Annotated in this window: 18 protein-coding genes and 1 other RNA gene; 6 read left to right on the forward strand and 13 right to left on the reverse strand. The window is 56.7% G+C overall.

Annotated features, from left to right (window positions below):
• The first annotated feature begins 26 nt into the window (after window positions 1-26).
• Window positions 27-1,001 carry a glutathione S-transferase family protein gene (locus tag AC6I8B_RS16690; RefSeq protein WP_010256519.1) on the forward strand — a complete coding sequence of 325 codons (975 nt, stop codon included), beginning with the start codon at window positions 27-29 and terminating at the stop codon, window positions 999-1,001.
• A gap of 357 nt (window positions 1,002-1,358) precedes the next feature.
• Here the strand turns inward: AC6I8B_RS16690 and AC6I8B_RS16695 are convergent, their stop codons facing one another.
• From AC6I8B_RS16695 to rsmI, 4 genes are all read right to left on the reverse strand, one after another.
• Window positions 1,359-1,772 (reverse strand): hypothetical protein, encoded by a 414-nt coding sequence (locus tag AC6I8B_RS16695; RefSeq protein WP_232526493.1) that lies wholly within the window; start codon window positions 1,770-1,772, stop codon window positions 1,359-1,361.
• A 13-nt stretch (window positions 1,773-1,785) separates the two neighbouring features.
• On the reverse strand, window positions 1,786-2,478 hold the full coding sequence (locus tag AC6I8B_RS16700) for a hypothetical protein (protein ID WP_010699784.1): 693 nt from the start codon (window positions 2,476-2,478) through the stop codon (window positions 1,786-1,788).
• A 1,091-nt stretch (window positions 2,479-3,569) separates the two neighbouring features.
• An RNA gene (rnpB, locus tag AC6I8B_RS16705) (RNase P RNA component class A) lies at window positions 3,570-3,948 on the reverse strand.
• Window positions 3,949-3,981: 33 nt separating this feature from the next.
• The gene (gene rsmI / locus AC6I8B_RS16710) at window positions 3,982-4,848 is read right to left on the reverse strand and encodes a 16S rRNA (cytidine(1402)-2'-O)-methyltransferase (RefSeq protein WP_010256516.1); all 867 of its coding nucleotides are present in this window, start codon (window positions 4,846-4,848) and stop codon (window positions 3,982-3,984) included.
• A 62-nt stretch (window positions 4,849-4,910) separates the two neighbouring features.
• Here rsmI and AC6I8B_RS16715 point away from each other — a divergent pair, with 62 nt between their 5' ends.
• The 4 genes from AC6I8B_RS16715 to dolP are packed head-to-tail and all read left to right on the forward strand — an operon-like array spanning window position 4,911 to window position 8,477.
• The gene (locus tag AC6I8B_RS16715) at window positions 4,911-6,935 is read left to right on the forward strand and encodes a penicillin-binding protein activator (protein ID WP_111534652.1); all 2,025 of its coding nucleotides are present in this window, start codon (window positions 4,911-4,913) and stop codon (window positions 6,933-6,935) included.
• Entirely contained in the window at window positions 6,893-7,288 is a 396-nt protein-coding gene (locus AC6I8B_RS16720) for a YraN family protein (RefSeq protein ID WP_010699787.1), read from the forward strand. Before AC6I8B_RS16715 ends, AC6I8B_RS16720 begins: the two co-directional genes overlap by 43 nt.
• Window positions 7,289-7,302: 14 nt before the next feature.
• On the forward strand, window positions 7,303-7,890 hold the full coding sequence (gene diaA / locus AC6I8B_RS16725) for a DnaA initiator-associating protein DiaA (RefSeq protein WP_010256507.1): 588 nt from the start codon (window positions 7,303-7,305) through the stop codon (window positions 7,888-7,890).
• A 14-nt stretch (window positions 7,891-7,904) separates the two neighbouring features.
• Window positions 7,905-8,477: a division/outer membrane stress-associated lipid-binding lipoprotein gene (gene dolP, locus AC6I8B_RS16730; RefSeq protein WP_010256504.1), complete on the forward strand. Its 573-nt coding sequence runs from the start codon at window positions 7,905-7,907 to the stop codon at window positions 8,475-8,477.
• 52 nt (window positions 8,478-8,529) lie between these two features.
• Here dolP and AC6I8B_RS16735 read toward each other — a convergent pair whose 3' ends face one another.
• Window positions 8,530-9,234 carry a pirin family protein gene (locus AC6I8B_RS16735; RefSeq protein ID WP_060681136.1) on the reverse strand — a complete coding sequence of 235 codons (705 nt, stop codon included), beginning with the start codon at window positions 9,232-9,234 and terminating at the stop codon, window positions 8,530-8,532.
• Between the two features lie 129 nt (window positions 9,235-9,363).
• Between AC6I8B_RS16735 and AC6I8B_RS16740 the strand changes: the two genes are divergently transcribed.
• Window positions 9,364-10,263 carry a LysR family transcriptional regulator gene (locus AC6I8B_RS16740; RefSeq protein WP_010256496.1) on the forward strand — a complete coding sequence of 300 codons (900 nt, stop codon included), beginning with the start codon at window positions 9,364-9,366 and terminating at the stop codon, window positions 10,261-10,263.
• Between the two features lie 9 nt (window positions 10,264-10,272).
• On the opposite strand, the gene AC6I8B_RS16745 is transcribed toward AC6I8B_RS16740, so the two are convergent.
• The 8 genes from AC6I8B_RS16745 to AC6I8B_RS16780 form a co-directional block, all read right to left on the reverse strand.
• Window positions 10,273-12,195 (reverse strand): BglG family transcription antiterminator, encoded by a 1,923-nt coding sequence (locus AC6I8B_RS16745; RefSeq protein WP_033772698.1) that lies wholly within the window; start codon window positions 12,193-12,195, stop codon window positions 10,273-10,275.
• 107 nt (window positions 12,196-12,302) lie between these two features.
• Window positions 12,303-13,043, reverse strand: a complete 741-nt coding sequence (gene dagF / locus AC6I8B_RS16750) for a 2-dehydro-3-deoxy-phosphogluconate aldolase (RefSeq protein ID WP_033772700.1) — start codon at window positions 13,041-13,043, stop codon at window positions 12,303-12,305.
• Entirely contained in the window at window positions 13,040-14,161 is a 1,122-nt protein-coding gene (locus tag AC6I8B_RS16755) for a DgaE family pyridoxal phosphate-dependent ammonia lyase (RefSeq protein WP_191920366.1), read from the reverse strand. The genes dagF and AC6I8B_RS16755 overlap by 4 nt, the downstream gene beginning before the upstream one ends.
• On the reverse strand, window positions 14,145-15,275 hold the full coding sequence (locus AC6I8B_RS16760; RefSeq protein ID WP_497817530.1) for an amidohydrolase/deacetylase family metallohydrolase: 1,131 nt from the start codon (window positions 15,273-15,275) through the stop codon (window positions 14,145-14,147). Before AC6I8B_RS16760 ends, AC6I8B_RS16755 begins: the two co-directional genes overlap by 17 nt.
• Window positions 15,276-15,318: 43 nt before the next feature.
• On the reverse strand, window positions 15,319-15,960 hold the full coding sequence (locus AC6I8B_RS16765; protein ID WP_010256482.1) for a DUF4310 family protein: 642 nt from the start codon (window positions 15,958-15,960) through the stop codon (window positions 15,319-15,321).
• Between the two features lie 11 nt (window positions 15,961-15,971).
• Window positions 15,972-16,748, reverse strand: coding sequence for a DUF4311 domain-containing protein (locus AC6I8B_RS16770; protein ID WP_010256480.1), 777 nt, complete (start codon window positions 16,746-16,748; stop codon window positions 15,972-15,974).
• Window positions 16,749-16,876: 128 nt separating this feature from the next.
• Window positions 16,877-17,176, reverse strand: a complete 300-nt coding sequence (locus AC6I8B_RS16775) for a DUF4312 family protein (protein WP_010256479.1) — start codon at window positions 17,174-17,176, stop codon at window positions 16,877-16,879.
• A gap of 2 nt (window positions 17,177-17,178) precedes the next feature.
• The gene (locus AC6I8B_RS16780) at window positions 17,179-17,535 is read right to left on the reverse strand and encodes an SFCGS family glycine-rich protein (RefSeq protein WP_010256477.1); all 357 of its coding nucleotides are present in this window, start codon (window positions 17,533-17,535) and stop codon (window positions 17,179-17,181) included.
• Window position 17,536: the final 1 nt, after the last annotated feature.

Genomic DNA, 17,536 nt, shown 5'->3' on the forward strand with positions numbered 1-17,536 from the left:
CCCGCCCTGTTTGCATTGGAGCCATTATGGGACAGTTAATTGACGGTGTCTGGCATGACACCTGGTACGACACCAAATCTACCGGCGGACGCTTCAAGCGTTCAGAGTCGGCTTTCCGCAACTGGGTTACCGCGGATGGCAGTGCTGGCCCGGTGGGTAAAGCGGGATTTGTCGCCGAACGCGACCGCTATCATCTTTATGTCTCGCTGGCCTGCCCCTGGGCGCACCGCACGCTGCTGATGCGTCAGCTGAAGGGCCTTGATAGCATGATCGATGTCTCCGTAGTGCATCCGCTGATGCTGGAGAATGGCTGGACGTTCGATGATAGTTTTCAGGATGCGACCGGCGATAAGCTCTACCAGAATGAGTTCCTCTATCAGCTCTATCTGCACGCCGATCCGCAATACAGTGGCCGCGTAACCGTGCCGGTATTGTGGGACAAGCAGCAGAACACCATCGTCAGCAATGAGTCTGCCGATATCATCCGCATGTTCAACAGTGCGTTTGATGCTGTCGGTGCCCGTGCCGGGGATTATTATCCTGTTGCACTGCACGAAAAGATTGATGAACTGAATAGCTGGATCTACGACACCGTGAACAACGGCGTTTACAAAGCAGGCTTTGCCACTTCTCAGTCCGCTTACGACGAGGCCGTCACTGCGCTGTTCCATTCGCTGTCGCGGCTGGAGCAGATTTTAGGCCAGCATCGCTATCTCACCGGCGATCAATTGACCGAAGCGGATCTGCGGTTATGGACCACGCTGGTGCGATTTGATCCGGTCTATGTGACCCACTTTAAATGCGATCGCCATCGCATTAGTGACTACAGAAACCTGAGTGGTTTCCTGCGTGATATCTATCAGATGCCTGGTATCGCAGAGACGGTTAATCTGCCGCATATTCGTCATCACTACTATTGCAGCCATAAGACCATCAACCCGAACGGCGTCATTTCACTGGGCCCGGCGTTTGACTGGGACGAGCCGCACGGCCGCGGTTAAGCTGCCTGCATATAGCGCAGGGAGCAGATACAATCTGACCGCAATGACAATCTAAACGCGAAGGGAACAGGGTCAGAAGAGGAAAGCGTCCCGCGCCAGGGATGGCGCGGGCCGAGCATGTCAGGGATGACGGATTTTGCGACTTTCCGATCTGACCCTGTTTCCTTTGCAGGCGCGATCTCACCGCTGACCTTCAAACCACCGCGCGTCACAAAGCAAAAACCCCGCCGAAGCGGGGTTTTTGATAAAAAGCCGAAGCTGACCGTTCAGGCAGATTGCTTAAACCACACGTCGCGTATCTGGTTTTGGGGGGAAGAGTCGCTTGATTAGTGCTGGAGATTGGGTCACTGAAGATTGTCAGCGAAAATCTACCTTACTTAGCGTTAGCGAATGTGATTTGCTGTCATGAGATATATAGAAGTAAGGCGTAACATTACCTTCCTTTTCCCATTTTTCAGACCATCCATTATGCTCCACCGCCCTGTAACCTAAGGACGCCAGATAATTTTTAACCTCAACTAAAGGAGCATCCGTGCTGTAAACAATACTACTTTCCTGCGGTTGACTACCATCCTGCGCGGTAAACGTAAAATGATATGATTCAGATGCACGTGGGGCCCTCCTGATATCCCTGTCAGTGTATAGATAATATGCCCATAGATTTGACTGAGTGTAACCTTCATCCCGTTCAGCAACCTTCTGCATACTAAAATCAATCAGCAGGAAAATAATGATAATGACAGCGCCGATTGCAGCGATCCTTTTTAACATTTTCACTCTCTGTTTACTGAAATGCGTTAATGATTCCGGCTTTATCATTAGACCGTCGCACTATGTCATCATTCGGAGTAAATTTATATGGCATAACCTGTTTCATAAATCGCGGAAGCTGACCTTTATAAGGGCGTGGGCAGGTGAATTTTTCTATAGGATCAGGAAATAACAAGGGTAAAAAACCCGTGTTCTTATAACGACTAATCGGTCCATAATGGTCCCATCGGCGTAGGGCTGATTCTTTGCTGGCAATCTTAAGTTCTCCCCAATATACGCGGGGATAATTAACTTTATAGAAACCAAATAAGTCCGATACAAGATCCTCGCCACTGAAACCGCTATCAGTATACCAACTGAACCAGGGCATTGACTGCCAATTTTCAAAAGCGACAGCAGTACTCATCATCATCACCAATGCAATACTCTGCCTTTCTGTGAGAGTTCTCCCTTTTTTTATCTCCCAGACATTAAAGCGACCAGTAGCAAACCGGCTGATCCCCATAGTTTGTTCATAACGCACCCGGTAATAAGAATCGCTGCCAGCTTCACCAGTGGAGAACTGTGCCATAAGTTTACGAACATCATCTCCGCGAGCGTGACCCATATCAAGCCAGCCAAGCACTCCTGAATAAAGAAGCCCATGCCTAATCCCGTTTTCTGAACCAAATCGGGATGAATCCAGGATTTCTCCACGATTGCTCAAATTGGGTACCTCACAAATCCACGAGTCATAATTCCCTCTATTTAATTTCCATTTACCCTGTGAGGAATATTACAAAATTTAACCACAATAACAATAAGCACAAACCACAGGAAAAGCTCTATTTAGTGAATACCAGGTGTACGGTAACCTGCGAAAAATGATGCACCGGTATTAGCTGTACCTGTACTCAGTATCGAATATTTTGCTATATAGGCAATGCTTCGACTTTGTGATGTATATGAAGCTGTAATTGCTGTTGATGTAAATGCAAAAAGTTTTTCATTCTCTGTAGTCGTCTGCCCAGGGACGCTGAGTATGATGCACCAAACTTCGACATTGACCGCTGCCTGCTTATACCCTGCAAAGCAAAACCCCGCCGAAGCGGTAATGCCAGTCAGTTAAGCGACAGGTGATAACGCAGTCTGGTGCCGCTCAGGGGCTGGCGGTCCTCGCGCCGCTGCGCGGTTCCTTCACTTCATTCGCCTGCCTGACGGACCTCCGGGGATGGCACATCCTGTGCCGCCCCGCCTTTCGCCCGCGTCCTGCGGGCTCTCCTGGCAGACTCATTCTGTTCAGCGCTGCGGATTGCCTGCTCCTGATCGCCACCTGCCTGCTCTGAAGCTTCTGGTGCGTACTGTTAAAAAGGGCACGATAGTGAAGGCCTGAGCGCCTCTGCTGCTGAAAGGGCTATCTGCAGCGCTGAGGCGTGACGGTGGGCCAGAAGTCCACGCCGGGAAGCGTGGACAGGTCGGGGCCGGCCAGGGAGGGCCGATCCCCGAACGGTTCGGCGGCACGACGTCAAAGCCGAAGGCACCGCGTGAGCGGCGCGAGGACGGCCCGGCAGCAGCAGCGGTGCGCTGGCCCGCACTGCGGCTCGCTCGCCCACAAAAAAAGCTGCCACGTTTGACCGTGACAACCTCTACAAATCTAATCTTAACTGATCAGCATTACGCCGGAGCGGGGTTTTGGTAAAAAGCCGAAGCTGACCGTTAAGCCGCGTTCTTTTCATAGAAAGCGTCGTGGGCAGGCATTCATCCTGTCACCGCGCGTCACAAAGCAAAAACCCCGCCGAAGCGGGGTTTTTGATAAAAAGTCGAAGCTGACCGTTAAGCCGGGTTCTGTCGTGGACAGTCATTCATCTAGGCCAGCAATCGCTCACTGGCTCAAGCAGCCTACCCGGGTTCAGTACGGGCCGTACCTTGTGAACCCCTATTTGGCCTTGCTCCGGGTGGAGTTTACCGTGCCACGAACTGTTGCCAGTCGCGCGGTGCGCTCTTACCGCACCCTTTCACCCTTACCTGATCCCATTTCTGGGCCATCGGCGGTTTGCTCTCTGTTGCACTGGTCGTAGGCTTGCGCCTCCCAGGCGTTACCTGGCACCCTGCCCTATGGAGCCCGGACTTTCCTCCCCTCTGCCCGTCTCCCCACAAGTGAGGACGACGACAAAGCGGCGACTGTCTGGTCAGCTTCGGCGCGGGATAATAGGACATTCGCCGGCGTTTGTCACGCCTCTTGCTGCTCCAGCGCATACTTATAAAGCGCATTTTTCTTCACGCTGTGGATCTCAGCGGTCAGCGCAGCCGCGCGTTTCAACGGCAGCTCTTTTTGCAGCAGCGCCAGCGTACGCAGCGCATCGGCTGGTAACGCATCTTCATCATCGGTCTTGTACCCTTCGACAATCAGCACCATCTCGCCTTTGCGACGATTCTCATCTTCTTTAACCCACGCCAGCAGCTCGCCGACCGGTGCACCGTAGATCGACTCCCAGGTTTTAGTCAGCTCACGCGCCAGCACCACGTAGCGTTCGGCACCCAGCTCACTCACCATATCCTGCAGGCTGTCGATCAGACGGTGGGTCGACTCATAGAAAATCAGCGTGCGCGGCTCCTGCACCAGCGCCCGCAGGGCGTCGCAACGGCCTTTGGTTTTGGCGGGCAGAAACCCTTCGTAACAGAAACGATCGGATGGCAGCCCTGCAGCACTTAACGCAGCAATGGCAGCACAGGCGCCCGGCAGCGGCACCACACGGATGCCCGCTTCACGGCAGCGACGCACCAGATGGTAGCCCGGATCGTTGATCAGCGGCGTGCCAGCATCAGAAACTAAGGCTATGCTTTGACCCTCCTGCAGCTTCGTCAGCAGCAGTTCAGCCTTGTGCTGCTCGTTGTGGTCATGAAGTGAGAAGAGTCGCGCATTGATGGCGAAATGTTGTAGCAACAGTCCGGTATGACGTGTATCTTCCGCAGCGACCAGATCGACGCTCGAAAGCACCGTCAGCGCCCGCTGGGTGATATCACCCAAATTACCAATCGGGGTTGGAACGATGTAGAGCGTGCTGGCAGAAATCTCTGCCCGATCGAGTTGTTTCATTGTTTCATCCGAATTGCCGATTTAATATTGAGCATCTTGAAAAAAACATCACTGGATACAGTATGCTTCCTTCAAAAGTCGTTCGTCATAAAGCAGGACGCTTTCTGCCTGTCATTCTTGCTGGGCTGATTTTAGCCGCATGTAGCGGTCAGGGGCCGCAAACCTCAACCGTCAATATTCAGGGGCCCGTCACAGCCAGCTCCGCTTACTATCTGCAGCAAGCGCAGCAAAGCAGCGATGATAGCAAGACCGACTGGCAATTACTTGCAATCCGCGCCCTGTTGAAGGAAGGAAAGTATCCTGAGGCGACTCAGCAACTGAGCCAGTTGCCGCAGCAGCTCTCTGAGACGCAGCAACAGGAATCCCTGCTGCTGAAAGCGCAATTGCTGATTGCACAGCAGAAGATCAAAGACGCCGAACCGCTGTTAGCGGCAGTGAAAACCGGCGCACTGTCGCAGGATCAACTGGCGCGTTACTACAGCCTGCAGATCGCCAGCGCACAGGGTCGCCCTTCACTCTCGCTGCTGCGCAACTATATTGCCCAGGAGCCGCTGCTGAAAGGCACCGATCATCAGGGCAATATCGACGCCACCTGGCAGACACTGACCCAGATGTCGCCGCAGGAAGTCAGCAACCTGGTCATCAATGCCGATGAAAATGTGCTGCAGGGCTGGCTGGATCTGCTCGCGGTCTGGCGCGCCAACACGCAGGATGCTGAGATGCTCAAGTCAGGCATCAAAGACTGGCAGACCCGCTATCCGCAGAACCCGGCGGCCAAAACGCTGCCGACGCAGCTGAGCCAGATGCAGAACTACACCAAAGCTTCAACCAGCATTATTGCGCTGCTGCTGCCGCTGAATGGCCAGGCTCAGGTGTTCGCCAACGCGATTCAGAAAGGCTTTAATGATGCGAAGAATGGCATCTCCGCGCCGGTCGCTCAGCCTGCGGCAGCTCAGCCCGCCGCCGCTGATGCAACCGCCAGCACCCAACCCGCTGCCGCTGCTGGTTCTTCCACCGATCCCATCAGCGCGCCGCAGCAGCAACAGCCTGCCGACACGACGCCACAGCCTCAATCACAGCCTGCTGCCGCAGAGCCGGCCAGCAACGCACAGATCAAGGTCTATGACACCAGCAGCCAGCCGATTGAGCAGGTGATGCAGCAGGCACAGCAGGATGGCGCCACCATCGTGGTCGGTCCGCTGCTGAAGAGCAACGTTGAGAAGGTCGCCAACAGCCAGACGCCACTGAATGTGCTGGCGCTCAACGAGCCGGAAAAGATCCAGAACCATCCGAATATTTGCTACTTTGCGCTTTCTCCTGAAGACGAAGCGCGCGATGCGGCGCACCATATATGGGATCAGGGCAAACGCCAGCCGCTGTTGCTGGTTCCGCGCAGCGGACTGGGCGATCGCGTCACCAACGCCTTTGCTCAGGAGTGGCAGACGCTGGGTGGCAGCACCGTGATGCAGCAGCGCTTTGGTTCGACCTCAGAGCTGAAGCAGGGCATTAACAGCGGCGCGGGCATCAGCTTATCCGGTACGCCAGTGAACGCTGCACCTGCCGAGCCGCAGGGTGTTACGATTGCGGGCCTGACTATCCCGGCACCGCAGCAGAACACGCCAGATGTGGTCAGCACCAGCAGCGGCGGCGGCGTCGATGCGGTCTATATCGTTTCAACGCAGGACGAACTGCAGCTGATCAAACCGATGATCACCATGCGCACCGGCAGTCGCAGCAATATCTCGCTCTACGCCAGTTCGCGCAGCGCGCAAGCCGGTGCCGGCCCGGACTTCCGTCTGGAAATGGATGGCCTGCAGTTCAGCGATATTCCGCTGCTCTCCGGCAGCAATCCTGGCCTGATGCAGCAGACATCAAAGTCATTCAATAATGACTATTCGCTGGTGCGTCTCTATGCCATGGGAATGGATGCCTGGACGCTGGCGAATCACTTTAACCAGATGCGTCAGTCACCTGGCTTTACGCTGGACGGCAATACCGGCAAGCTCAGCGCCGACACGGATTGTGTGATCAACAGGAAGTTGACATGGAACCAGTATCGTCGGGGCGAAATCGCACCGGCCAACTAAATCGGCGTCAGACTGGCGCCAGGTATGAAGAAGATGCCCGGCGCTATCTGGAGCAGGCTGGCCTGATATGGGTCGCCAGTAATGTTCACTTTCGCAATGGTGAACTTGACCTGATAATGCGTGACGGGCACTGTTGGGTGTTTGTTGAAGTTCGCTACCGACGCGATGCGCGTTATGGTGGCGCGCTCGCCAGCGTAACCCGGAATAAACAACAAAAGCTGCTGCGCGCTGCCGCTCTCTGGCTGGCGCAACGCGGCGGCAGTTTTGAAACAGTGAATTGCCGTTTCGACATCATCGCCATTACCGGCACGGCGCTCGAGTGGCTGCCGAATGCCTTTAATGCAGACGTTTAGAACCAGGTGGTCGTGTGCAGGACAGAATTAAAGCGTGTTTTACCGAAAGTATTCAAACTCAGATTGCCGCAGCCGAAGCGTTGCCCGATGCCATCTCCCGCGCCGCTATGACGCTGGTGCAGTCGTTACTGAATGGCAATAAAATCCTGAGCTGTGGCAACGGTGCCTCATCCGCCAATGCACAGCACTTCGCCGCCAGCATGATCAACCGTTTCGAGACCGAACGCCCAAGCTTACCGGCGCTGGCGTTGAGCGCCGACAACGTGATGCTGACCGCGATTGGTAATGACCGCCTGCACGATGAAATCTATGCCAAGCAGGTGCGCGCTCTGGGACACGCAGGCGATGTGTTACTGGCTATCTCAACCCGTGGCAACACCCGTGACATCGTTAAGGCCGTGGAAGCGGCGGTAACACGCGATATGACTATCGTTGCGCTTACCGGGTATGATGGCGGAGAGCTCGCCGGACTGCTGGGTCCGCAGGATGTGGAGATCCGCATTCCGTCGCACCGCAGCGCCCGTATTCAGGAGATGCATATGCTCACCGTTAATTGCTTATGCGATCTGATCGATAACACTCTCTTTCCCCATCAGGAATGACCGAAGGAGCACGAATGAAAGCATTGAATGCTATAGCTATTCTGTTAACCGCCATGCTGCTGCAGGGCTGCGTTGCGGTTGTGGCGGGTGGCGCAGCGGTTGCCACTAAAACGGCCACCGATCCACGCTCGGTGGGTACGCAGGTTGATGACAGCACGCTGGAGCTACGCGTGACTAACGCGCTGGCTAAAGATCAGCAGATTAAAACCGATGCCCGCATTATCGCCACGGCCTATCAGGGCAAAGTGTTGCTGACCGGTCAGGCGCCTTCGCAGGAGATCGCCGGTCGTGCCAAACAGATCACCATGGGCGTTGATGGCGCAACCGAGGTCTATAACGAGATCCGTATCGGCCAGAAAGTGACGCTGGGCACCACGTCGTCAGACACCTGGATTACCACCAAAATCCGCTCGCAGCTGCTGGGCAGCGATCAGGTGAAATCCTCCAACGTGAAGGTGACGACGGAGAATGGCGAAGTGTTCCTGCTGGGTCTGGTGACACCGCAGGAAGCGCAGGCAGCGGCTGATGTCGCCAGCCGCGTCAGTGGCGTGAAGCACGTCACCACGGCCTTCACCATGCTGAAGTAGTACGCAAAACGCAAAAAAGGCGGCCATGGCCGCCTTTTTTATTGCCCGATGTTCAGACGGGAATGTCGATGACCAGTGCGCGGGTCGCGGTTTTCGCCGTCAGTTGCAACAGCTTCTCTTCCTGCAAAAAGGCACCATCGCCACAGCCCAGCTTCTCCTGATGATCCGTGCCGGACATCGCTTCCAGCGAACCGTGAATCGACTGCAGATAGGCTCGCGGCCCCTGTAACTGCAGCGAATGCTTTTCGCCTGGTGCCAGCTCGACCTGATGAATCCACACCTGCTGACGCAGTTGCAGACTGTCGTCCATGCCATCCGGCGAGGCGATCAGCTGGGACAACCGGCCATCCGTCAGGGCAATTTTCTGCATCCGCGGATTTTCGCGCTCCGGACAGGCGGCCAGCCAGAGCTGCATGCGTGTCAGCGGTCGATCTTTGCTCAGGTTCATTTCGGTGTAACTCACACCCGGCTGGGCAGAGAGCAGCAGCGCCTCCCCTTCCCGCACGCTGATCGTGTTGCCTTCGCTGTCGCGGTATTCAGCTTCACCCTGCAGCACGATGTTCAGGACATCAACCTGTGGATAGGTGCGCGGCTGAAAAGCGGCACCCGGCGCCAGCACTTCCTGGTTCAGTACGCGCAGCGACGCGTACCCCATCAGTTTGGGATCAAAATAGTGGCCAAAAGAGAAACTGTAGCGCGCCTGTAACCAGCCGAAATCGGCCTGACCACATGCGGACGCACTGCGTGTCGTTATCATTGTTTACCTCCAGCATCCGGTGACGAGGATCGGCCACGGACTATATGCTCCCATGGTAAAAGTCTGGACGCCGGATTGTTAGCCAGTTAATCTGCCGGGCATGTTCAAATTTCCTGACAGAGAACCGGGATGGCTAAAGAGCGTGCGTTAACCCTTGAATCTTTACGCGTTATGGATGCGATTGATCGGCGTGGCAGTTTTGCCGCGGCGGCGGATGAACTGGGGCGCGTTCCTTCCGCCCTCAGCTACACCATGCAAAAGCTGGAAGAGGAGCTGGATGTGGTGCTGTTTGACCGTTCCGGTCACCGTACCAAATTTACTAACGTGGGACGCATGCTGCTGGAGCGTGGCCGGGTGCTGCTGGAAGCAGCCGATAAGCTCACCACCGATGCGGAAGCGCTGGCACGTGGCTGGGAAACCCATCTGACCATCGTCACCGAAGCACTGGTACCTGTTGATGCGCTGTTTCCGCTGGTGACGCGACTGGCCGACAAGGCCAATACGCAATTTTCACTGGTGACGGAAGTGCTGGCAGGTGCGTGGGAACGGCTGGAACAAGGCCGGGCCGATATCGTGATCGCTCCCGATATGCACTTCCGCGCCTCCACCGAGATCAACACCCGCAAGCTCTACACCATGATGAGCGTCTACGTCGCCAGTGCTGACCACCCGATTCATAACGAGCCAGAACCTCAGTCTGAAGTGACGCGGGTGAAATACCGTGGCATTGCGGTCGCAGATACCGCGCGTGAGCGTCCGGTGCTGACCGTGCAGTTACTGGATAAGCAGCAGCGCCTGACCGTGAGCAGCATGGATGACAAGCGCCGTGCGCTGCTGGCTGGCCTGGGCGTGGCGACCATGCCCTATTCGCTGGTGGAGCAGGATATTGCGGAAGGCCGTCTGCGGGTGGTGAGTCCGGAATATACCCGCGAGGTCGATATTATTATGGCGTGGCGGCGTGACAGCATGGGCGAAGCCAAATCCTGGTGCCTGCGTGAGATCCCGCGCCTGCTGGCGAAGAAAAACTAAAGCGCCGATTCAGGGCGAGGGCCAGGAGCGGCTCAGGCAATCCATCGCCACTGCCCTGAAGCGGATGAAATCGGTGCTGTCCCGCAGGCGGGTCATCGCCCTTTCACGCAGGAACGTCACAAACAGATCGTATATCGCCATCGCCTCTTCATATTCACTTTTGCTGATCGCCAGCAGGAAAATGACATAGGCGGTATCGTCTCCCCAGGCGATGCCGTGCGGCGCCAGCACGGTGTAAACCACGGTTTTCTTTGCCAGCAGCCCCAGCGAGTGCGGCAGCGCAATGCCTTCGCCGAGCATGGTGCTGACAATCGCTTCGCGCTCTTCAACCGACGGATAGAACGCCGCATCCACAAATCCCTCCGCCTCCAGTTGATCGCACAGCTGGCGAAACAGTTCAGACTGGGTCATCGGCCTGTCGACAATATGAAAGTGCTGAGCATCAAAAAATTTCGCCAGCATATAGGGCCGGGTACGGTCCACCAGCACCAGCTTGCCAATCTGTTCCAGCTGAAAACCGGTGGGAAACGGCGACATCACCACCACCGGCTTCTCTTTTTCGCTGAGCCGGATGGTGGAGATAACAAAATCTTCGTCGATGCGGTTGCGCGCCTCATACTCGCGCTGGGACAGGCGGGCCGTGACCTGCAACTGCGGATATTTGCGCAGCAGCATCGCCTCAATCATTCGCAGCGTGGAGTTACCGCTGTCGCAGACCAGCAGCACCTGCGGATGACGCTGATAACCGACGTCATAGTGGCGCTCCAGCCCGACACCGATATGCAGCACCAGAAAGCCAATCTCATTCTCGGTGATGACGTAAGGGGTATATTTTCCCCAGCTGGTCACCGCCGCTAAGGTGACATCATAGGCCATGGGATAGTGCTGTTTGATGTTGCTGAGCAGCGGGTTGGGAATATGAATCTGATAGCGCACCCGCGTAATCATGGTTTTGATGTGGGTGAGCAGGTCAGCACGCAGCTGCTGATCGTTTTGCAGATTGAAGTTGTAATGCGTGTTGATAAAGCTGAGCAGATAATCCACCAGCGCGTCGGCGTCATCAGCATTGATGGCGCTGGGAGCAATCGCCTGAATGCGTCGCGCGGCGATATTGACCCGCAGCCAGTTCTCTTCCGCCGGTGAAATCGGTTTGCTGACCAGCGGGCGCATCAGATTAATCAGGTGATGGGCCGCTTCACGCACCTCATCACCAATCTCCTCTGCACCCGGATCGTTAAGCGGATAGCCTTCACTGATGCGCCGCACCGCCACGGCGCAGTAAAGCCGCAGATAGCGTTCACCCTCATCGCTGAGCCGAATGTTGTGCTGAGCAAAACAGCTTTGCAGCAGCGGGCGCAGCGTCTCCAGCATGCCGCTGTTCAGCGCTTCGATAGTGAGCAGCGGGCTCTCGGGCTGCGCCTGATCAATTTGCCATAACAGGTCGGTCAGGCAGGTACGAATTGCCACTTCGCTGCCAAACAGCTTCATGCCGTAATGTGGCTTGCTCTCAATGGTGAGGTGATAGCGCCCCAGCCATTCGCGCACCTCCGCCATATCATTCTGCAGGGTGGCGCGGCTGACAAACCACTCTTCTGCCAGCTCTTCAAGTTTCAGGGAATAAGCGGCGGTAAGAAAGCGGGTCAGCAGGTAGCGAACCCGATCCGGCGAGGTGCGCGGTACCCGCAGCGGCGACGCGGTATGCTGTTGCAGATGCTGAAAGCGCTGAGCATCCTCAATCTTCAGCTGATAGCCCGCGCCGCGATTGAGGACAAACTGCGCGCCATGTTCTGCCAGCAGCGCATTCAGCGCCGTGATATCGGTACGCACGGTGCGTGTCGAGACGGCGAAACGCCGCGCCAGCTCATCCTGAGGCAGCGTTTCGTTTTGCATGGCATCGAACAGTTGCGCAAGGCGCTGATTGGGAAATCTCACAAGCGTTACCTGTTTGCAGACAGAAATAGGGAACATCAGCCTACGGAGATCGTCTCGCAACGTCCATGTTGCGCGATCTGCCTGTTGCAGGCAGATCGTGTTGATCTCTAAGCCAGCAGCGTTTTACAGATGGCCAGCAACTGCTTCACATCTTCAATGCGGGTCTCTCCGCTGGCTTTGTCGATGATCGAACTGTAGACGTGCGGGATCACTTTGCTGACGCCCGACTCCAGCGCTATGCGCACGATCTCACCGAAATTTTCCAGATCGATGCCGCCGGTTGGCTCCAGCCAGAAATCCAGTTTTGCACAGGCTTCCGCCACAGCGCGATACTCATCCACCGCCTGCAGACCGCCCATCGGGAAATATTTTACCGAGCTGCCGCCCATATCCTGCAGCATCGCGATCGCCGTTTCGACGGGCACGATCCCGTCACGCTGTTTTGAGCTGCGCGGTCCGGTGGAGATTTTCACCAGACCTGGCGTGCCGGTGGGCGAGATCAGACCGTTCACTATCGTCTGCGACTGCCCCAGCAGCGCACGGCTGGTGGCGACGCCGGTAAAGACCTGATTCACATGCTGCGGTTGCAGCACTGCCGCGATCTCACTCACCATCTGTGACTGGTTGGGATCGCCCGCACCCAGACCAATCGAGAGCGCATTATCGATCAGCGCGGCATACTCGCGCATATCGGCGATAGCGGCTTCATTGCTGGCGTAGTTTTTCGACAGCACGCCGACCAGCACATGCCCTTCTGCCGCCTGCCAGATAGCGCGTGCATTCTCTTTCGATCCCGCCAGTACGTTAAGGCAGAGACGATCCTGATAGAAATTGGGGGTCAGCGTCATGCGTTTTTCTCTCCGTTTAACAGTGCCTGAATGCGGGTGAAAATAGTGTGCAGTTGATCGGCGCTGACGCTGCGCACGTCCGCCTCAATGATCCCTTCGTTGGCTTTGTAGCCACGGAAGTAGATCGCCACCTCGCCGTTTTTCAGCGCCTGCACCAGATCGCCGGTGCGCTGCTGGATCGCAGCTTCGTCGAACTTGATCTCAGCACGGGCGATGTCGCGTCCGGCGGCGTCCCACACTACCCGGGCCGTCACGCCATTCAGACTGTTGAGCTGTTCAATAAACGGCGTCATTTTTTCTGCCATCTGCGCGCCGCTGATTTTTGGCTGCGTCAGATAGTTTTCAATCGCCTGGGTCAGCCCCAGGATCCCCTCTTTGCCCACTTTCATCGCGCGGCCAATGCCGTTGGTCTGGCGTTTGACCCACTCAACGTAGTGGTGTCGGCCAATCACCAGTCCGCTGGTCGGCCCTTCAATCGCTTTTGCTCCGCTGTAGATCACCAGATCGGCACCCGCCTGGTAGTAGCATTGCAGATCCTCTTCCGCTGCCGCATCGACGATCAGCGGGACGCCGTGCTGGCGCGCAACGGCTGCGGCCTGCGCCACATCGAGATGGCTCTTCTGCACACAGTGGTGCGATTTTACATAGAGGATCGCCGCGGTCTGTGGGGTGATCGCCGCCGCCAGCTGGGCGGGTGAGCACTCGTTGCTGTAACCCGCTTCCACCAGTTGACCGCCACCCAGTGCCACCATGCTGCCGACCGGTGCGCCATAGTTCACGTTGTGCCCTTTCGGCACCACAATCTGGTGCGGGACAGTCAGCGGCGCGGCATGCAGGTTATCCACCAGCCAGTCGTTGTCTTTCACAATCACCGCCGCCACGCTCTGGGCGATACCGGCCGAGGCGCAGGAGACCACCAGCGCGTTCTCCACCTTCAGCAGACCTGCGATATAAGCACCGGTCTTATCCACCAGATCTTTCATTTCGAAGTAGTGATCGAGGCCATATTTCACCGTATCGATCACCTCACTCGATGGCGTAGAGACGCCGAGGATCGTCATACGGCCAGAGGCATTAATCACCGGCTTCAGGCCATACTTTTCATATACCGAGGTCATGCGCTATTCCTTCTTCAGTCGCGATCCACGTACCAGCAACGACGGCCGCCAGCGGGACCAGATGCTTCTCACCTGCGACCTGTTCACCTTCTGAATCGATGAATGGCCGGGTTTCCTCTTTGACGCTAAACACAGTCAGATCGGCGTCGTAGCCGACTTTCACCTGGCCTTTGCGCTGCAGGCGCAGTCCTGCCGCCGCATTGACCGTTACACAGTCAATCACCTGCGGCAGCGTCATACCGACACTGAAAAATTTCGACATCACATGCGCCAGGTTGTGAACCGGTCCGGCCAGACGATTGCGGCAGTAAATGTCAGAGCTGATGGTGTCGGGCAGAATGCCCTGCGCAATCGCCGCGCGGGCGACTTCAAAGCTGAAGCTGGCACTGCCGTGGCCGACATCAAGTTTGACGCCACGCGCGATAGCCTGTTTTACCGCCGCTTTGAGTTCGCCCTGCGGCGTCAGGATACGGTTGGGTTTGCCGTTAAAGCAGTGCGTGATTATGTCGCCCGTGGTGAGCAGATCCGCAATCTGGTCGAGATTGGGCGGATTATTGCCAATGTGAACCATCAGCGGCAGCCCGCCGGTTTCCTGCTGGATTGCCTTCGCTTTAATCAGCGGCTGCACACCATTCTTGCCCACTACGCTGCTGCTGATGCGCGCCTTGAGGCCGACAATAAAATCGGGCAGCCGCGCCACCGCCTGCTGCACCGCCTCGCCATCTATCTGCGTCATGTCAGCCAGCTCATTCTGGGTGACGATACCGGTGCGGGCGATATTGATCAGCGCATAAACCTGGGTCTGTGCCGCGCGTGTCAGCCGGTAAAAGTCATCAATGTGCTCTGCGCCGGTGCTGCCCGCATCGACAACCGTGGTGACGCCATGCGCAACACCAATCGCATCCGCTTCATCATGATAAATTGGTGATTTGGGATAGCAGTGAACGTGGGAGTCGATCCAGCCTGCGCTGAGGTAGTAACGGCCAGCCAGATCGCGCTCGTGCTGCGCGTTACCCTGCACCTTGCCTATGGCGGCGATACGGCCATCCTGCAGCGCAATGTCGACCACCTGCTCATCGCTGAGACGCGCACCGCGAATAATCAAGTCGTACATGGTTTCTCCTTAACGGCAGCCCGCTGCCGGGCTGCCGGTGAGATCAGAGAGCAATCGGAAACAGTGCCCCGAGGATCATCGCGCCGAGGATAGCGCCGCCGGTAATGGGCTTGTTCCAGAGATAGAAGAGCAGCGCGCCCAGCAGCGAACCCAGGCCAATCGGAATAGATGCCGCCATGGCTGACAGGATGATCAGCGGCCCCAGAAAGCGCCCCGAGGCATTACCCGCACCCATCATCACGTCTGCGCCGTAAGTTGAGTCGCTCTGATTGATGGTGAATTTACGCGCCAGAATAATCAGGTAGCCAATCGCCACACCAATTACCAGGCCCGTCGCCAGCGAGGCAGCGAAGTTCGCCACCGGGAAGACAATGCCCGCCCCCAGCAGTAGTGCCGGAACGCCCAGCCCGACGCCGGTCTGAATCGCCCCGCCGATATCCAGAATGCCCACCAGCGAGCCTTCGATGATACGAGCGAACAGGAAGCTGGCACCAAAGGCGGCGACCGCGCCGTAGACGCCGGTCTCCATGCCTGCGCGCAGCATCGACACAAACGCCACTTCGTTGAACGCGCCGATACCATAGAGGTAATACATGTGTGTCCCGGCAAAGACGCCAGAAGAGAGCAGGCCAACAAAGATCGGGAAAGACCAGTCGGCGTACCAGAAGCCTTTATTTTCGTTCATCGCATCGCCTCTTATTTGCCGCTGACTGAGTTATGGATCATGTCGAGCCAGCCGGGAATGCCGAGCTGGAAGGACTGCAGCAGCTTCATATCGAAACCACGGAAGAAGCCGCTCAGCACAAACAGCAGCACGATGGCGGTCATCATGACTTTGGTGACCCGGTTCCAGCCGCTCTCTTCCACGCCTTTACCGATCAGGATACCCAGCACCAGTCCCGGCACGGCGTTGCCCATGATCAGCTGCGCCAGACCGCCAAAAATGGTGGCCCAGAAACCTGACTTTCTGCCCGCGTCGATCGCCGCCAGCCAGAAGATCACCGGCATGACGGTGTTCACCAGCAGGTTAGCGGCGGGCACCAGCACTTTGACTGCCGTGACCTGCAGCGCAGCCGGAACAGCCGAGGCGGTGGAGTTGAGGAAGGCGACCACGATCATGCCGATGATGCCGCAGGCGATGGCCATTTTTTTCGGATCGTGCAGCGTCTCCGCCACATTACGATTCTTCACCATCAAGGCGGCCGCACCCCAGTTTGGAATGATGCGATGATCCACATCCTGAGTGAATGAACCGGCTGCAACCGACGATGCCCAGGCATTGAAAAAGAAGCCAAGACCAAAGGAGAAGTGGGATGCCGGATCGCCCTCGCACGAGTTCAGTTCGCCCAGCGTACGGAAAGCGCCCATGCCCTGAGTGGTTGGCGCGTGGAACATGCGCGCAGCACCCGCACCGACGCCGACCCCTACCAGCCCGCCAATGATCAACGACTTAAACAAAATGATTAAAAACATGTTGTTGTACCTTGTTGTCGTTTTTACCTGCCCAATCGCACGCCGCCGCATCGCCCACACCTGATCATCGCGATGTCGCGACAGCAGAGCATCGGGCAAACGGCTGGCTGGCGTTAACAGGCTCTGTTTTACGATGCCGCCGTGAACGCCACCTGTTCGGTGTCGAAAACGGTGACGCTGACGGTGATCTCCAGCGTGACGCTGAAGCTCCGCCGTTGGCGCGCCAGAAAGAAGAAGAGAAACTTCTCGGTTTTGACGCTCTCCTGCGCGCGCAGCACCCGGACATCCTGAGGTTCAATGCGCAGCAGAATTTTTTGCGTCGCGCGCAGAACCTGGTTCTGCACACGACTCAGGGCATCGGCAAAGGCTTTCGCTTTGGTGTCGCCTTTGCCCTCGACCGTCACCTGGGTAACGTATTGTTCTTTCATAATCAGCTGCCGTGCTTCTTGTTCCAGGCCTGCACCAGCCGCTCGCCTAACTCTTCTTTATCCATAAAGCCGAAGCCCAGCACCGTGGCACCTTCATTAATGGCGGTGACGCCTTCGTCGACAGAACGCATGCCATGTTTTGCTTTGTAGCCATATTTGTTCTGAGCGGTGATAGCACCGGCGCCGCCGCTGCCGCAGAACGAGATGCCGAAATCGGCGTTTTCCGCCTTCATCACGTCACCCAGTTTCATGTCAGCGGCGACACCTGGCACCACGACGGCACGGCCACCCGCTTTTTCGATGCCCGCCGCCACTTTCTGCCCTTTACCTAAACGATCACCAATCACTACTGTTACCATC

This window comes from Pantoea sp. X-Soil-ISGK-285 (assembly GCF_059730815.1).

Coding starts and splice junctions, on each gene's coding strand:
- AC6I8B_RS16690 (WP_010256519.1), top strand. CDS start 27: ATGGGACAGTTAATTGACGGTGTCTGGCATGACACCTGGTACGACACC.
- AC6I8B_RS16695 (WP_232526493.1), bottom strand. CDS start 1,772: ATGTTAAAAAGGATCGCTGCAATCGGCGCTGTCATTATCATTATTTTC.
- rsmI (WP_010256516.1), bottom strand. CDS start 4,848: ATGAAACAACTCGATCGGGCAGAGATTTCTGCCAGCACGCTCTACATC.
- AC6I8B_RS16715 (WP_111534652.1), top strand. CDS start 4,911: ATGCTTCCTTCAAAAGTCGTTCGTCATAAAGCAGGACGCTTTCTGCCT.
- AC6I8B_RS16720 (WP_010699787.1), top strand. CDS start 6,893: ATGGAACCAGTATCGTCGGGGCGAAATCGCACCGGCCAACTAAATCGG.
- dolP (WP_010256504.1), top strand. CDS start 7,905: ATGAAAGCATTGAATGCTATAGCTATTCTGTTAACCGCCATGCTGCTG.
- AC6I8B_RS16735 (WP_060681136.1), bottom strand. CDS start 9,234: ATGATAACGACACGCAGTGCGTCCGCATGTGGTCAGGCCGATTTCGGC.
- AC6I8B_RS16740 (WP_010256496.1), top strand. CDS start 9,364: ATGGCTAAAGAGCGTGCGTTAACCCTTGAATCTTTACGCGTTATGGAT.
- dagF (WP_033772700.1), bottom strand. CDS start 13,043: ATGACGCTGACCCCCAATTTCTATCAGGATCGTCTCTGCCTTAACGTA.
- AC6I8B_RS16755 (WP_191920366.1), bottom strand. CDS start 14,161: ATGACCTCGGTATATGAAAAGTATGGCCTGAAGCCGGTGATTAATGCC.
- AC6I8B_RS16760 (WP_497817530.1), bottom strand. CDS start 15,275: ATGTACGACTTGATTATTCGCGGTGCGCGTCTCAGCGATGAGCAGGTG.
- AC6I8B_RS16765 (WP_010256482.1), bottom strand. CDS start 15,960: ATGAACGAAAATAAAGGCTTCTGGTACGCCGACTGGTCTTTCCCGATC.
- AC6I8B_RS16770 (WP_010256480.1), bottom strand. CDS start 16,748: ATGTTTTTAATCATTTTGTTTAAGTCGTTGATCATTGGCGGGCTGGTA.
- AC6I8B_RS16775 (WP_010256479.1), bottom strand. CDS start 17,176: ATGAAAGAACAATACGTTACCCAGGTGACGGTCGAGGGCAAAGGCGAC.
- AC6I8B_RS16780 (WP_010256477.1), bottom strand. CDS start 17,535: ATGGTAACAGTAGTGATTGGTGATCGTTTAGGTAAAGGGCAGAAAGTG.